Source organism: Ramlibacter albus, assembly GCF_014297445.1.
GTDB lineage: Bacteria > Pseudomonadota > Gammaproteobacteria > Burkholderiales > Burkholderiaceae_C > Ramlibacter > Ramlibacter albus.
The window spans coordinates 194,364-209,756 of sequence record NZ_JACORU010000006.1; the positions used below are offsets into that span (position 1 = coordinate 194,364).

14 protein-coding genes are annotated in these 15,393 nt (G+C 69.2%); 4 read left to right on the top strand and 10 right to left on the bottom strand.

Annotation, left to right across the window (positions count from 1 at the left end; genetic code table 11):
* Positions 1-5 precede the first annotated feature (5 nt).
* From H8R02_RS17465 to H8R02_RS17500, 8 genes are all read right to left on the bottom strand, one after another.
* Positions 6-1,016, bottom strand: a complete 1,011-nt coding sequence (locus tag H8R02_RS17465; RefSeq protein ID WP_187082913.1) for an SIS domain-containing protein — start codon at positions 1,014-1,016, stop codon at positions 6-8.
* Entirely contained in the window at positions 1,006-2,238 is a 1,233-nt protein-coding gene (gene nagA / locus H8R02_RS17470; RefSeq protein ID WP_222622523.1) for an N-acetylglucosamine-6-phosphate deacetylase, read from the bottom strand. Before nagA ends, H8R02_RS17465 begins: the two co-directional genes overlap by 11 nt.
* Positions 2,235-3,122, bottom strand: a complete 888-nt coding sequence (locus H8R02_RS17475; protein WP_187082732.1) for a glucosamine kinase nucleotide-binding domain-containing protein — start codon at positions 3,120-3,122, stop codon at positions 2,235-2,237. Before H8R02_RS17475 ends, nagA begins: the two co-directional genes overlap by 4 nt.
* Before the next feature lie 60 nt (positions 3,123-3,182).
* Entirely contained in the window at positions 3,183-4,508 is a 1,326-nt protein-coding gene (gene gudD, locus H8R02_RS17480; RefSeq protein ID WP_187082733.1) for a glucarate dehydratase, read from the bottom strand.
* Positions 4,508-5,464 carry a Bug family tripartite tricarboxylate transporter substrate binding protein gene (locus H8R02_RS17485; RefSeq protein WP_187082735.1) on the bottom strand — a complete coding sequence of 319 codons (957 nt, stop codon included), beginning with the start codon at positions 5,462-5,464 and terminating at the stop codon, positions 4,508-4,510. Before H8R02_RS17485 ends, gudD begins: the two co-directional genes overlap by 1 nt.
* 28 nt (positions 5,465-5,492) lie before the next feature.
* A complete protein-coding gene (kdgD, locus tag H8R02_RS17490; RefSeq protein WP_187082737.1) occupies positions 5,493-6,404 on the bottom strand; it encodes a 5-dehydro-4-deoxyglucarate dehydratase in 912 nt (303 codons plus the stop codon).
* Positions 6,405-6,424: 20 nt separating this feature from the next.
* On the bottom strand, positions 6,425-7,396 hold the full coding sequence (locus tag H8R02_RS17495; RefSeq protein ID WP_187082739.1) for a Bug family tripartite tricarboxylate transporter substrate binding protein: 972 nt from the start codon (positions 7,394-7,396) through the stop codon (positions 6,425-6,427).
* Positions 7,397-7,480: 84 nt separating this feature from the next.
* Positions 7,481-8,314 (bottom strand): FadR/GntR family transcriptional regulator, encoded by an 834-nt coding sequence (locus H8R02_RS17500; protein ID WP_187082741.1) that lies wholly within the window; start codon positions 8,312-8,314, stop codon positions 7,481-7,483.
* On the opposite strand from H8R02_RS17500, the gene H8R02_RS17505 reads away from it, so the two are divergent.
* The 4 genes from H8R02_RS17505 to H8R02_RS17520 all read left to right on the top strand — a co-directional run bounded on the left by H8R02_RS17505 (position 8,313) and on the right by H8R02_RS17520 (position 12,643).
* Positions 8,313-9,119, top strand: coding sequence for an NAD-dependent epimerase/dehydratase family protein (locus H8R02_RS17505; RefSeq protein WP_187082743.1), 807 nt, complete (start codon positions 8,313-8,315; stop codon positions 9,117-9,119). The genes H8R02_RS17500 and H8R02_RS17505 overlap by 2 nt on opposite strands.
* 36 nt (positions 9,120-9,155) lie before the next feature.
* The gene (locus H8R02_RS17510) at positions 9,156-9,767 is read left to right on the top strand and encodes a 2-hydroxychromene-2-carboxylate isomerase (RefSeq protein WP_187082746.1); all 612 of its coding nucleotides are present in this window, start codon (positions 9,156-9,158) and stop codon (positions 9,765-9,767) included.
* Positions 9,764-11,242: a glycine betaine ABC transporter substrate-binding protein gene (locus H8R02_RS17515; protein ID WP_354004941.1), complete on the top strand. Its 1,479-nt coding sequence runs from the start codon at positions 9,764-9,766 to the stop codon at positions 11,240-11,242. Before H8R02_RS17510 ends, H8R02_RS17515 begins: the two co-directional genes overlap by 4 nt.
* 63 nt (positions 11,243-11,305) lie before the next feature.
* Entirely contained in the window at positions 11,306-12,643 is a 1,338-nt protein-coding gene (locus H8R02_RS17520) for a hypothetical protein (protein ID WP_187082747.1), read from the top strand.
* 52 nt (positions 12,644-12,695) lie between these two features.
* Here the strand turns inward: H8R02_RS17520 and H8R02_RS17525 are convergent, their stop codons facing one another.
* Together H8R02_RS17525 and H8R02_RS17530 are read right to left on the bottom strand one after the other, a co-directional pair.
* Positions 12,696-14,465: an AMP-binding protein gene (locus H8R02_RS17525; RefSeq protein ID WP_187082749.1), complete on the bottom strand. Its 1,770-nt coding sequence runs from the start codon at positions 14,463-14,465 to the stop codon at positions 12,696-12,698.
* Positions 14,465-15,328, bottom strand: coding sequence for an amidohydrolase family protein (locus H8R02_RS17530; protein ID WP_187082750.1), 864 nt, complete (start codon positions 15,326-15,328; stop codon positions 14,465-14,467). The genes H8R02_RS17525 and H8R02_RS17530 overlap by 1 nt, the downstream gene beginning before the upstream one ends.
* Positions 15,329-15,393: the final 65 nt, after the last annotated feature.

Genomic DNA, 15,393 nt, shown 5'->3' on the forward strand with positions numbered 1-15,393 from the left:
GCGAATTATTGGGTCCGCGTGACCTTGTTCAAGAATGGCGGCGTGTCAGGGTCGAGTCCTCGCGCACGCGCCAGCGCTTCGACCATCGGGTAGAAGCTCTGGATCGCGCACAGCGGGTCCAGGTCCTCGCTCGGGCTTTCGGCCAGCGGCAGGTCGGCCCCGGGGGTGCCTTGCGGCGCCGCGAGCAGCACGCGCGCGCCGCGCGAGCGCATGCGGGTCGCCAGTTCCAGCAGCCCCGGCTGCGCGGGGCCGCGTGGCGCGAAGACCAGCAGCGGGAAGCCTTCGCCGATCAGCGCCATCGGGCCGTGCTGCACCTCGGCACCGGAAAAGGCTTCCGCCTGGATGCCGCAGGTTTCCTTGAACTTCAGCGCGGCTTCCAGCGCCACCGGCAGCCCGAGGCCGCGGCCGATCACGAAAAGCCGGTCGTCGCCCTGCAGCGTTTCGACGGCACGCGACCAGTCGAGGCGCGAGGCCTGCGCCATCGTGTCCGGCAAGCGGCCGATCGCGTCGCGCAACTGCGGGTCGCCTTGCCACGCGGCGACGAGTCGCGCCCCTGCGAGAAGCTGCGCGATGAAGCTCTTGGTGGCCGCCACGCTCTTCTCGTCGCCCGCATGCAGGCCGAACACCCACTCGGCCGCGGTGCCGAGCGGGGATTCGCTCGCATTGACGAAAGCGGCCGTGATGGCGCCGCCGCGACGGAAGTAACCCGTGGGTTCCACCAGGTCCGGGCTCTGGCCCGATTGCGAGAACGCGAAGGACGCGAGTCCCTCGCATGCGATGCGCGACTGGTACAGCGTCACCAGCGACATCGGCAACGACGTCACGAGCTTGCCGAGGCGTGCCATCACGAGGTACGCGGCATAGTGCGCGGCATGGTCCGAGCTGCCGCGCGCGATGGTGAGCAGCGACGACGGCGCGCGCTCGCGCAGCAGCGCGCCGAAGTCGCGATACGCGTCCACGTCATGGGTCAGCTGCCGCGCGACCACGTCGGGCGCCTGCAGCGCTTCAGCGAGCATCCGCGAGGGCAAGGGGCTCTCCTTCGAGGTAGACGTCTTTCAATTGCAGGTCGCGGTCCAGCACCACCGCGTCGCACCACGCGCCTTGCGCCAGGCGGCCGCGGTCCGGCAGGCCCAGGTAGTCGGCGGCGAAGGTGGAGACGCGCTTGGACGCGTCGGCGAGCGACAGGCCGAGCTTTTCGACCAGGTTGCGCAGCGCCTGGTCCATCGTGAGCGCCGAGCCTGCAAGCGTTCCATCCGCGAGGCGCACGCCCCCGAGGCACTTGGTCACCTGCTGACGGCCCAGCATGTAGTCGCCGTCGGGCATGCCGGTGGCCGCCGTCGAGTCGGTGACGCAATACAGGCACGGGATCGCGCGCATCGCGGCGCGGATCGCGCCGGGGTGCACGTGCATCATGTCCGGGATGATCTCGGCGTACTGCGCATGCGCGAGCGCGGCGCCGACGATGCCGGGCTCGCGGTGGTGCATGCCCGTCATCGCGTTGAAGAGGTGCGTGAACCCGGCCGCGCCGCGCGCCAGGGCCTGCACGCCGTCGTCGTAGCTGCCCGCGCTGTGGCCGACCTGCACCCGGAAGCCGGCCTGCACGAGAGCGGGTATGTCTTCGAGGTGATGCGGCATCTCGGGCGCCAGCGTGACGAGGCGGATGGGTGCGAGCGCGTGCAGGCGCTGCAGTTCGTCCATCGACACGCGGCGGGCGTAGTCGGGTTGCGCGCCGAGGCGTCCGGGGTTGATGTAGGGGCCTTCGAGGTGAACGCCGAGGATGCGGGCGCCGCTACCGCGAACCCCGCCGTTCCCGCGAGTCGTGCCGGCAGGCGCCGAGGCATCCGCCTGGAGCCGGCACAAGGGCGACAGTGCCTCGAATGCTCGCACCAGGTCATCCATCGGCGCAGTCATCGTCGTCGCCAGCAGCGCCGTCGTGCCGTGCCGCGCATGGCAGCGCGCCACCGCGGCGGCCGCGTCGCTGCCTTCCATGATGTCGCGCCCGTCGCCGCCGTGCACGTGCAGGTCGATGAAGCCGGGCAGGATGAGGGGCTCGCTGCTGTCGCGCACGATGCGCTCGGCGCTGGAGAGGCGCACGTCGCCGGCGGCGTCGCCATCCACGGCGGCGTCCTCGACAGGGTCACCCTCGATGCGGGCGATGTGCCCGTCCTCGCCGATGTCGATGCGTCCCCGGACCCATCCGCCGGGGGTGAGTACGTGGCCTTGCAGTGTGCGCATCAATGCGTGGTTTCTGTTTCCTGCAGCACGAGCCGGCGTGCCAGCGCGAGCGCGCCGGCGGCCGGGCCTTCGGCCGGCTCGACGACGCGCCGCTTGAGCGCCGGGCCTACGCGCGGCGCGAGGCGGTGCGCGATGCTGCCGGCAAACGCCACCGGCAGGCGCCCATGCGGGTCCAGCGCATGCGCGATGGCCTCCAGCGCCGCGAGGGCCTCGCGCACGAAGCGCTGCGCCGTCGGGTCGACCGGCTCGTATTCGAACACAGCGGGGGCGAGTTGGGCGTAGGCAAACTGCCCGGCGCCGTCGCACCACGCCTGCAGCGCATCGCGCGTTGCGCCGCATTGCTTCCAGATGGATTGCGCCAGCGGCCCGGCACGCTCGCGGCCGTCCAGCGCGGCCTGCGCGTGGCGCACCGCCTGCAGGCCCAGCCACGCGCCGCTGCCTTCGTCGCCGACCGGAAAGCCCCAGCCGCCGACGGTGCTGCGCGTGCCGTCCGGGCGCAGCACTTCGCCGATGCTGCCGGTGCCGGCCGCGACGATGGCGCCGGGCTTGCCGCCGAGGGCGCCGACGAGCATGGCGAAGGAGTCGGTTTCGGCATCGAGCAGCGCGAGGCCGGGGTCGGCGGCGAGGAAGGCTTCGCGCCAGGGTGGGTTGCTGACGCCGGAGAGGGCGCAGACGGCTGCGCATGTGTGCCAGCCCGGCCATGCGACGTCCGCATCCTCAAAGGCGGCGCGAGCTGAAAGCTCGACGTTTCGCCATGCTTGCGCGACTCCTTGGCCAAGCGCGGAAGGACCTGCGTCGCCACGGCCGAGCAGCGCCCCGGCCACGCGCGCAAGCCATGCACGCGTGCCGCTGCCGCCGCCATCGATGCCCAGCACGTACTCGACCATGGTCGTTAGAACCCGGCCGAAAAGCGCGGTTCGTCGGACAACGCGCCGTCGCCGTGCCCGTCAGCGCACGAGACAGGGCCGCTTGTTGTCGAACTTCCAGCCGGGGATCAGGTACTGCATCGCGATCGCATCGTCGCGCGCGCCGAGGCCATGCTGCTGGTAGAGCGCGTTGGCCTTCTCCACTTCAGCGATGTCGAGCTCGATGCCGAGCCCGGGCTTCTTCGGCACCTGCACGTAGCCGCCCGCGATCTTCAGCGGCTCCTTGGTGAGGCGCTGCCCGTCCTGCCAGATCCAGTGCGTGTCGATGGCGGTCACCTTGCCGGGCGCGGCCGCACCGACGTGCGTGAACATCGCGAGCGAGATGTCGAAGTGGTTGTTCGAATGCGAGCCCCAGGTCAGCCCCCAGTCGCGGCAGGTCTGCGCCACGCGCACGGAGCCGGCCATCGTCCAGAAGTGCGGGTCGGCCAGCGGGATGTCCACGGATTGCAGCGCGAGCGAGTGGGCCATCTGGCGCCAATCCGTTGCGACCATGTTCGTGGCCGTGGGCAGGCCGGTGGCGCGGCGGAATTCCGCCATCACTTCGCGGCCCGAGAAGCCCTCTTCCGCGCCGCACGGGTCTTCGGCATACGCAACGATGCCGCGCATCATGTGGCCCAGGCGGATCGCATCTTTCAGCAGCCAACCGCCATTCGGGTCGAGCGTGACGCGCGCTTGCGGGAAGCGCTCGTGCAGCGCCGTCACGGCCTCCACCTCCGCGTCGCCGGCGAGCACGCCGCCCTTGAGCTTGAAGTCCTGGAAGCCGTAACGCTTCTGCGCGGCCTCGGCGAGCTTCACGATGGCCTGGGGCGTCAGCGCTTCCTCGTGGCGCAGGCGCAGCCAGTCGTCGGCCGCATCCGGTTCGCTCGCGTACGGCAAATCCGTCTTCTTGCGATCGCCGACGAAGAACAGGTAGCCGAGCATCTGCACCGAGTCACGCTGCTGCCCTTCGCCAAGCAGCGCCGCCACCGGCACGCCCATGTGCTGGCCTTGCAGGTCGAGCAGCGCGGATTCGACCGCTGTCAATGCATGGATCGTCGTGCGCAAATCGAACGTCTGCAGCCCGCGGCCGCCCGAGTCGCGGTCCGCGAACCTGGCGCGCATCGCATTCAGGACGGCCTGCAGGTTGCCGATGCCCTGCCCTTCGACGAGCGGGCGCGCGTCTTCCAGCGTCTGGCGGATCTTCTCGCCGCCGGGCACCTCGCCCAGGCCGGTGTTGCCGGCGCTGTCGGTGACGACGACGATGTTGCGGGTGAAGAAGGGCGCATGCGCGCCCGAGAGGTTGAGGAGCATGCCGTCGCGTCCCGCCACCGGGATCACGCGCATGTTCTCGACGACGGGAGCAACCATCAGTCGGCGGTGATCTTGCGGGTTTCGATCAGCTTCTTCCAGCGCGCGTACTCCGTCGCCTGGTAGGCCGCGAACTGCTCCGGCGTGTTCGCCACGATCTCGAAGCCCTGCTCCATCAGCCTGGCCTTGGTGGCCGGCTCGTTCAGGGTGGCCACGATCGCCTCGTGCAGCTTCTTCCTGATGTCCGCGGGCAAGCCCTTGGGTGCCGCGACGGCTTGCCACGACTGCACTTCCGCACCCTTGACGCCCTGCTCGGCGAGCGTCGGCACTTCCGGCAGCAGCGGGTTGCGCTTCTCGGAAGCCACACCCAGCGCGCGCACCTTGCCCGCCTTGATGTGCTGGATGATGCCGTTGATGTTGACGAACGCCGCGTCCACCTGGGCGCCCAGCAGGTCGTTGATGGCAGGGCCGCCTCCCTTGTACGGGATGTGCAGGCCTTCGGTGCCGCTTTGCTGCCAGAGCAGCTCGGCCGAGAGGTGGTCCGACGAGCCGTTGCCCGACGAAGCGAAGCTCACCTTGCCGGGCGCTTTCTTCAGCGCAGCCAGCAGGTCGCCAAGGTTCTTGTGAGGAGACGCGGCCGGCACCACCAGCACGTTGGGCGCCTGCACGGCAATGCTGATCGGGTCGAAGTCCTTCAGGGCGTCGTACTGCACGCCCTTGATCAGGTGCGGCGCGATGACGAACGGGCCGAGCGAGGACACGAACAGCGTGTAGCCGTCCGGCGCGGCGCGCTTGACGAACGCGGCGCCGACGGTGCCGGTGGCGCCGGCCTTGTTCTCGATGACGAAGGTGCCACCCAGCTTTTCCTGCAGCTTGGGCTGCAGCACGCGCGCGATGGCATCGGTGCTGCCGCCCGGCGGGAAGGGCACGACGATGGTGACGGGCTTCTCGGGATAGGCCGCGAGCGCAGCGACGCCGACGGTGGCGGCGATGAGGAAGGAAAGGAGTTTTTTCATCGGGCTTGTCTCTCTCTCTCTGCTTGGTTTACTGCGGGCCGAGGGCGTCGATCAGCGCCTTCAGCTTCTCCATTTCGTCGGCCTTCAGGTCGGTGAGCGGTGCGCGCACCGGGCCCGCGTCGTGGCCGACGAGCTTCGCGCCTGCCTTGACGATCGACACCGCGTAGCCGGGCACGCGGTTGCGGATCTCCAGGTAGGGCATGAAGAACTTCCTGAGCAGCTCGTGCTGCGTCGCCATGTCGTCGCCCCGCACGGCTTCGTAGAACTTCATCGCCGTCTTCGGGATGAAGTTGAAGACTGCCGACGAATACACCGGCGTCCCCAGCGCCTTGTACGCCGCGGCATAGACCTCCGCCGTCGGCAGGCCGCCGAGGTAGGAGAAGCGGTCGCCCATCGTCAGGAAGATCTGCGACATGAGCTCGATGTCGCCCACGCCGTCCTTGAAGCCGATGAGGTTGAGGTTGCGCTCGGCCAGCTTCGCGAGCGTGGCCGGCTGCAGCTTCGAGTTGGCGCGGTTGTAGACGATGACGCCGAACTTCACGCTCTTGCAGACCGCTTCGACGTGCGCGGCCAGGCCTTCCTGGCCTGCTTCGGTGAGGTAGTGCGGCAGCAGCAGGATGCCGTGCGCGCCCGCTTCTTCAGCGGCCTTCGCGCACTGGATGGCGAAGCGCGTAGGGCCGCCTGCGCCGGCAATGATCGGCACCTTGCCGCGGCACGTATCCACGGCCGCCTTGATGATGCGCGGGTACTCGTCGCCGGTGAGCGAGAAGAACTCGCCCGTGCCGCCGGCGGCGAAGAGGGCCGTGGCGCCATAAGGGGCCAGCCACTCGAGGCGGCTGCGATAGCCGGCCTCGTTGAAATTGCCCTGCGCGTCGAAGTCCGTCAGCGGAAACGACAGCAGGCCGGAAGAAACGATTTTCTTGAGGTCTTGCGGGTTCATGGGTTGCGTGGAGAAAGAAACTAGTCGAGCCTGATGCTCGCGGCGGCGACCACCTGCGCCCACTTGGCGCGCTCCTGGTGGAAGAACCTGTCCTGTTCGGCGGGCGTCATGGTCACCACTTCGGCGCCCTGCCCCGCGAGGCGGGCGCGGATGTCGGCGGAGCGGATCACCTGGATCAGCTCGGTGTTCAGGCGCTGCACGATCGCGTCCGGCGTGCCGCGCGCGACGAGCGCGCCCTGCCACGTGCCTGACTCGAAGCCCTTGATGCCCTGCTCCGCGATGGTCGGCACGTCGCCGATCAGCGGCATGCGCGTGCCCTTGGAAACCGCCAGCAGCTTGAGCTTGCCGCTCTGCACGTGCGGGTACGTGGCGAGCATGCCGTTCATCATCACCTCGGTCTGGCCGCCGACGGTGTCCTGGATGGCTTGCGCGCCGCCCTTGTACGGCACGTATTGCCACTTCGCCTTGGAGGCGCGTTCCACGGCGACACCGGCGAGGTGCGGCGCGCTGCCGACTGCCGACACGGCGAAATTCAGCGGCTTCCTGTGCGAGAGCTCGACCAGCTCCTTCAGGTTGTTCGCGGGCACCGACGGGTGCACGACGAGCAGGTGCGGCGAGTACGCGAGCATCGTCACGCCGCGCAGGTCCTTGGCGGGATCGAATGCGAGCTTCGTGTACACCGACGGGCTGATCGCCAGCGCGCCGGTGTCGCAGATCAGGATGGTGTAGCCGTCGGCCGGGCCTTTCGCCACCAGCTCGGCGCCGAGGTTGCCGTTGGCGCCGGCGCGGTTCTCGACGATCACCGTCGTCTTGAGCGCCTCCGCGAGCGGCTGGCTCACGGCGCGCGCGATGATGTCGGAGGACCCGCCGGGCGGGTACGGCACCACGAGGCGGATCGGCTTGTTCGGCCAGCCCTGCTGCGCGCCTGCGCTGAAGGGAGAAACAGCGGCGGCAAGGGTGGCGGCTTGGAGCAGCTGGCGGCGTCGGATCATGGCGGTCTCCTGCGGGTCGAATCCGTGTTGTCCGTCATCGTACAACTGGCCCGGTGGATTTTCAAGTCCGTCGGTCGTGGATGCCTAACGAGTCGTGCGCGCGGCTGCTTCGGCGGCCTCGCGCGCCTGGCGCAGCCGCTCGCGGCTGTTGGTCAGGTGCAGGCGCATCGCGGCGCGGGCGGCTTCGGGGTCGCGCCGCGCGATCGCTTCGTAAATCGCCTCGTGCTCGCGGCCCACGCGGCGCAGGTACTCCGGCAGGTCCTGCATCGCCAGGCGCGGCGAGTTGATGCGCGCGCGCGGGATGAGCGTGGCGCCCAGGTGGCTCATGATGTCCGCGAAGTAGCGGTTGCCGGTGGCGGTGGCGATGAGCAGGTGGAAGCGCACGTCGGGGTCCACCGTGTTGCCGCCGCTGGCGGTCGCCTGCTCCAGCTCGTCGAGCGCGCCGCGCATCTGCGTGAGCTGGGTGTCGCTGCGGCGCTGGGCCGCCAGCGCGGCGCATTCCGTCTCCAGGCTGATGCGCAGCTCGAGCACCGCCATCACGTCGACCGCGGTCGCGATCTCGGCGGGGTCGATGCGCAGCCCGCCGGTGGACTGCGGCGACAGCACGAAGGTGCCGACGCCATGCTTGGTCTCGACGAGGCCGGCCGCCTGCAGCCGCGAGAGCGCCTCGCGCACGACCGTGCGGCTGACGCCCCAGTTGCGCATGATCTCGGCCTCGGTCGGCAGCTTGTCGCCGGGACGCAATGTCTGCGCCTTGATCTGCCCGGCCAGCCCCTCCACCACGTCGTGCGCAAGGCTGCGCCCGCGCTGGCGGGTGGCATGGACGGGCTGGGGAATGCCCTGAGCAGGAACGGTTGACACGCGTGCCACGCGATCATGATAATCGGTTGCATGTTGTCCGACAACTGATAACGCCATGGCTGACCAGGTACTTGGACGATTGCTGCTCACCGGCGCGGCCGGTGGCCTGGGCAAGGTTCTGCGCGGCGGGCTCAAACCGTATGCGCACACCATGCGCGTCTCCGACATCGCCGACATGCCCCCCGGCTGGCCCGGCGAGGAGATCGTCCGGTGCGACCTCGCCGACAAGAAGGCCGTCGACGAACTCGTGCAGGGCTGCGACGCGATCGTTCACCTGGGCGGCGTGTCGGTGGAGCGGCCGTTCGAGGAGATCCTCGAGGCCAACATCAAAGGCGTGTTCCACATCTACGAAGGCGCGCGCCGCCATGGCGTCCGGCGCGTGGTGTTCGCGAGCTCGAACCACGTGGTCGGCTTCCACAAGCAGGGCAAGGTGCTCGATGCGGATTGCGCGAAGCGGCCGGACGGCTACTACGGCCTGTCGAAGTCGTACGGCGAGGACTTGTCGCGCTTCTACTTCGACCGCTACGGCATCGAATCCGCGTGCCTGCGCATCGGCTCGTCGTTCCCGGAGCCGAAGGACCGGCGCATGCTCGTCACGTGGCTCAGTTATGCGGACCTGACCGAGCTGGTGCGCTGCTGCCTGTTCGCGCCGCGCCTGGGCCACACGATCGTCTACGGCATGTCGAACAACCGCGACAAGTGGTGGGACAACGCGCAGGCCGCGCACCTGGGCTTCGTGCCCAGGGACAGCTCCGAGCCCTTCCGCGCGAAGATGGAAGCGCAGCCCCCGCTCGATGCGAACGACCCGGCGAAGCTGTACCAGGGCGGCGCGTTCGTGAAGATGGGGCCGTTCGAGGACTGACCGGGGGCCACGGCAATCGGCCGTATCCTTGCGGGCATGGCTGCCCCGCTGCGCTTCCATTTCGACTTCATCTCCCCGTACGGCTGGTTCGCCAGCCGCGAGATCGATGCGATCGCCGCGAAGCACGGGCGCGAGGTGGACTGGCACCCGATGCTGCTCGGCGTCTCCGTGCTGAAGGTGATGGGGCTCAAGCCGCTGCTGGATACGCCCGTCAAGGGCGCGTACGTGCGGCGCGATGTGCTGCGGCATGCGCGCAAGCGGGGGGTTGCGTTGGGGCGCAACCTCGATGGGCCGATGCCGAGCCCGCTGGCGATGGGGCGGGCGTTCTGCTGGATCCGCAAGCACCACCCCGACGTGCAAGGTGCGTCGGCGCATGCGATCTACGACGCGCACTGGGTCCGTGGGCTCGATCTTTCGAGCGCCGAAGAAATCGTGCGCGAGGTATCGCTTCCCGCCGCCGTCGACACGGGCGCCCTGCTCGCCGCGATGGCGACCGATGAACCCGCGACGCTGCTGCGCGAGTCCGTGCAGGCTTCGCTCGATGCGGGCGTGTTCGGCTCCCCCACGCTCGTCGTGGATGGCGAGCCGTTCTGGGGCCTGGACCGCCTGGGCGAAGTGGACGAGTGGCTCACCCGGGGCGGCTGGTGAAGCGCATCGCCGCGTTCGCGGTGCTGCTCGCGTGCGTTGCGGCCCACGCACAGGAGACGCTGCGCATCGGGTCCAAGCGCTTCACCGAGTCCTACATCCTCGCGCACGTGCTCGCGCAGACGGCCGCGCCCGCCCTGCCCTCGCCGCCGCAGGTGCGCGAGGGCCTCGGCAACACGGCCATCACGTATGAAGCCCTGCGCGCCGGCCAGATCGACATGTACCCGGACTACACGGGCACGATCTCGCTGGAGATTCTCAAGAGCGACAAGCCGCTGCCGCTGGAGGAGATGAACCGCCGCCTTGCACCCTTCGGGCTCGGGGCCGCCATCCCGCTCGGCTTCAACGATGGCTACGCGCTCGCGATGCGCGCGGCGGACGCCAGGCAGCTGGGCGTGCGCACGGTCGGCGAGCTGGCGAAACAGCCGCGGCTGAAGCTGGGCCTGTCCAACGAGTTCATCGGCCGCGCCGACGGCTGGCCGGGCCTGGCGAAGGCGTACTCGCTGCCGCACCGGCCCACCGGGCTGGACCACGGCCTCGCCTACGACGCCATCGCCGCGAAGCAGATCGACGTGATGGACATCTACACCACCGACGCGAAGATCGGGCACCTGGGCCTCGTCGTGCTGGAGGACGACAAGCGCTACTTCCCGCGCTACGACGCGATCGTGCTGTACCGGCTGGACGTGCCGAAGAAGTTCCCGCAGGCGTGGGCTGCGCTGCAGAAGCTGCAGGGGCGCATCGGCGAAGACGCGATGATCGCGATGAACGCGAAAGCGGAGCTCGACAAGCAGGGCTTCGCGGCCATCGCCGCGGGCTTTCTCGCCGGCGCACCCGCGGCACCGCAGCAGCAGCGCACGCTCGCCGAACGCATGTTCGGCGATGGCTTCGGGCGCCTCACGCTGCAGCACATCGCGTTGGTCGCCGCATCGGTGCTGGGCGCGGTGGTGGTCGGGATTCCACTGGGCGTGCTGTCGTTCCCGCACCGCCGCCTGCGCGAGACGCTGCTTGCCGTCGCCGGCCTGCTGCAGACCATTCCCTCGATTGCGCTGCTCGCGATCCTGATCAGCCTGCTCGGCGTGATCGGCGTCGTCCCCGCGCTGGTGGCGCTCACGCTGTACGCGCTGCTGCCGGTGATGCGCAACTGCGTCACGGGCCTGCAGGAAGTGCCGCAAGGCCTGCGCGATGCGGCCACGGCACTCGGCATGACGCCGGGCCAGAGCCTGCGCGACATCCAGCTGCCGCTCGCGATGCCGACCATCCTGGCGGGCGTGCGCATCGCGACGAGCATCTCCGTGGGCACGGCGACCATCGCCGCTTTCGTCGGCGCGGGCGGTTATGGCGAGCGGATCGTCACCGGGCTGGCGCTCAACGACCACCAGCTGCTCATGGCCGGCGCGATCCCCGCGGCCGTGCTCGCGCTGGCGAGCGAAGCCGCCTTCGGGCTGGCCGAACGCCGACTTCGGTCGCGGCGTTGACCGGGAACGTGCGGGCGGTTCGGTTCACCAACCCGGTACCCGCCAACTTCCCGGAGAACCAAATTGGAAAACGTCAGGTCGACGCGGCCGCGCGCCGGCACCATCCCCCCGGAGGCACGGCCTGCAGCACAGGAACCAGCAGCGGCCGACGGCCTCCAGGTCCTGCCGGGCCTCGGCGGCGTCGGGACGGTCAAGGCGCTCCTTGCGGCCGCCGGCGGTTTCGTCGCCGGGATCGCCGGCGTTCCCGTGGGGCCGGCCGTTGAGGTCGCGCGGCGGGGCATCCCCGGCGAAGGCGCAACGCCCGGGCCTGCCGTGACGATGGATGCGCAGGCTGCGCCGCTCCCGCAGGACGCAGTCACCGTCGGCTCGGGCCTTTCCGCGCCCGACGCGGTCTTGCCCGTCTACGTTGGCGTAGACGAAAAAGGCGCCCCTACCCGCAGCGCGCCCGCGGCTGCGGCGAAGGCGCGCGAGGTTGCGGGCCTGCCCAGGCGCGAGCCCGTTCTGCGGCGGCTGGTCGGCTTGCTGTGCGGCAAGAAAGGCGTGCGCAAGATCCTGGTGGGTGAATTCCACGGCCGCCCGGAGAACACGCTCATCAACGCCGAGGTCCTCAAGGGCGCGCTGCAGGACGGCCGCCGCGTGACCTACTACCGCGAATTCGTCGTGCCGAAAAGGCATGAGCCGGAAGCCGAAGCCATGTTGTCGCCCACCGCGGACCGCAAGCTCGCGGCAGAAAGACTCGCACATACCAGCCTCGAGCGCGGCCCGATTCCGCCCGCGGAGGAATTCGAAAGCCACAAGAAGATGCTGGCGCACGTCAACCTGACCATCCACCCCCTCTGGTTCAAGTCGCCCGAACGCGCGGACCTCACCCGCTTCCTCAACGACCCGGCGGCGGTCAGTGTGGGCTCCACGGGGGCCGGCCATGCCCTGGACCGCAGCGCGGGTTGGGGTTTGCGGGACATCCCCTTCCTGGGCGTCGAAGGGCTGCCCAATCCCGCGGCCGAGTTGGCCTACAACCACCTGGACGCCAGCCAGCAGGCGGAGTTCGTCGACGGTTTCGCGAAGGCGCGCGGCGTGGCACCCAGCATCTTCGTGATGTCGACGCAGTCGTTGCCCATGGGCTACCCCGTCGGCGATGCAACGGTCCGGCAGATGTTCATCGAGCACTACACCACGAATGACAGCGTGGTGATCGAAGTCCCGGGCAAGTACGGGAACATCACGCTCGTCACGAACGCCACGACGGCGGAAGACCTCGCCGACCTGCACGCGTTTGCCGACGAGAACCCGGGTGTTGCCGTCTACTCGAGGTCGCGGGCGACGCCGGAGGACATCGACGTGCACATCGGTGTGCGGCCGGACGACCAGGCACAGCCCGCGGGCGAGAAGACGGACCTCTGACGCCGACCCGAGCCGTGCCGAAGTGCCGCACGCACGCTCGGCCCCCGCCAATTCAGGACCGGGGCGGCGAGGCGTTCTCGAAGCCGATGTCGGCCGCAAGCGCGATCGCGCCGAGCGCAGCGCACAGCCGCGACTCGAGCCCTGCGTCGGCAGGGCCCGCGATGCGAACCGTTGCGCGGCCGCTTTCCGATACGGTGACCGTGAAACCCCGGCCGTCCAGCAGCGGCGCGAACAGCTCACGCAACTTGGTCTCGGCGGCGCGCGAGCGCAGCGCCGGCTTGTACACCTTGCCGACGGCCGTCACGGGCAAAGCGTCCATCACCACCACGCGCCTGGGCACCGCGGGCCGCTCGTAGACCGACGGCGCGACGGCGGCGAGCAAGGCATCCGGGTCGGCAGCCGCGCCGGGCTTCAGGGACACGAAGGCGGCGGGCACTTCACCGGCATGCGCATCCGGCTCGCCCACCACCGCGCACATCGCCACAGCGGGGTGCGCGAGGAACGCGTCTTCGACGAGCTGCGGATCGATGTTGTGCGAGCCGCGGATGATGAGGTCCTTGGCGCGGCCGGTGACGTGCAGGTAGCCCTGCGCATCGATGTGGCCGAGGTCGCCGGAGACGATCCAGCCGTCCTCGAACATGCCGGCGTTGCGCGCGGGATCGGTGTAGCCGGGGCTCACGTGCGGGCCGCGCAGCATCACGACGCCGTCGTCGCGAACCTTCACCTCGCTGTACGGCAGCCGCAGGCCTGCGGAGCCGGGCACGCGCGGGGCGGCGAAGGGCTCGATGGAAACGAGGCCCGAGCACTCCGTCATGCCGAGGATGTTGCGCACGGGGATGCCGCGCTCGCGCTCGAAGCGGTCTGCAAGCTCAGTGGGCAGTGGCGAGCCGCCGGTGTACGCGACCTTCACGGTGGAGATGTCCGCATCGACGGCCAGGTTGCACAGGTTCGCGAGGATCGTCGGCACACAGGCCAGCGCCGTCACGCGCTCGCGCTCGCAGAACTTCCAGTAGTTGCGCACGAACTCCGGGTGCCGCATGCCGAGCACCGTCGGCAGCACCTGCGTCGCGCCGATCGCCAGCAGCGCCAGGCCGTAGACGAACGCACCCGCCACGTGGAACAGCGGGAAACCGTTGATCTCCACCGTGTGTTCGTCGAACCCGTAGAACATGTGCGCGAACCACGACGTATGAGCCTCGTTGCCGTGCGTGTGCTGCACGAGCTTGGGCGCACCGGTGGTCCCGCCCGTGTGGAACAGCGATGCGATGCGGTGCGGTGACAGCTGCGGATCGAACTGCAGCTGCGCAGGCTGCTGCGCCAGTTGCACTTCGAACCCGTCGCCGATCCACAGCACGGTCTTGTTTTCGATGCCGGGCACGCGCCGCACGGCCGAAGCCACGTCGAGCAGCGGATTGGCGCCCAGCGCCACCACCACGTTCGCGTTCGCCGCATCGAGCAGCGCCGCGACGTGGTCCGGCTGCAGCATGAAGTTGACCGGGCATGCGCGGCCCGCGACCTGCGCGCCCCACAGCGCGTAGTGGGTCGATGGCATGTTGGGCGCGAGGATCGCCACGCTGTCCTGCGGCCCGACGCCCAGGCTGCGGAACAGGTTGGCCGCGCGGTGGATGTTGGCGAGCAGCTCGCCGTAGGTGATGCGCTCGCTGCGCGTGGACGTGTCGCCGTCGGGCAGGTACACGAACGCGTCGCGCGCGGCGTGCAGCCGCGCAGCGCGCTCGATCAGCCCGTAGGTCGTGCGCGCCGGGATCGACTGCTCGTACGGCGTGCGCTCGAGCTGCTCGATGTCGGCGAGCGAGCGGAACATCAGGCCAGCCCCAGCAGGCGTACCGCGTTGCCCTTGAGGATGCCGGGCATCACCTCGGGCTTGAACCCGGCCTCCTCGAAGTCCTTCATCCAGCGCTCCGGCGTGATCAGCGGGAAGTCGCTGCCGAAAAGGATGCGGTCCTTCAGCAGCGTGTTGGCGTACTGCACGAGTTGCTTGGGGAAGTACTTGGGCGACCAGCCCGACAGGTCGATCCAGACGTTGGGCTTGTGCGTGGCCACGGACAGCGCCTCGTCCTGCCAAGGGAAGCTGGGATGCGCCATCACGATCTGCATGTCGGGGAAGCTGATGGCGACGTCGTCGAGGTGAATCGGGTTGCTGTACTCCAGCCGCAGCCCGCCGCCGCAACGCATGCCGCTGCCGATGCCGCTGTGCCCGGTATGGAAGATCGCCGGCATCTTGTGCGCGTCGATCACCTCGTAGATCGGCCAAGCCATCTTGTCGTACGGGTGGTAGCCCTGCACCGTCGGGTGGAACTTGAAGCCCTTGACGCCTTCTTCCTTGATCAGCCGCTCGGCCTCGCGCGCGCCCATCTTGCCCTTGTGCGGGTCGATGGAGGCGAAGCACATCATCATGTCGCTGTTCTCGCGCGCGGCCTGGGCAATCTCCTCGTTGGGGATGCGGCGGCGGCCGAGGTTGGACTCGCTGTCCACCGTGAACATCACCAGCCCGACCTTGATCTTGCGGTAGTACTCGATGGTCTCCGCGATGGTCGGCCGCCGGTTCGAGCGGAAGTACTTGTCCGCCGCGCGGTCGTACTCCTCGCCGTAATTGTCGAAGGGGTTCCAGCAGCTCACCTCGGCATGCGTGTGCACGTCGATGGCGACCAGGTTCGCGTGATCCATAGGGTTTCCACCAATCGGAAATGTGTTGAGTTGATTATGTTCTATAACAAATAATCGCGCTACTC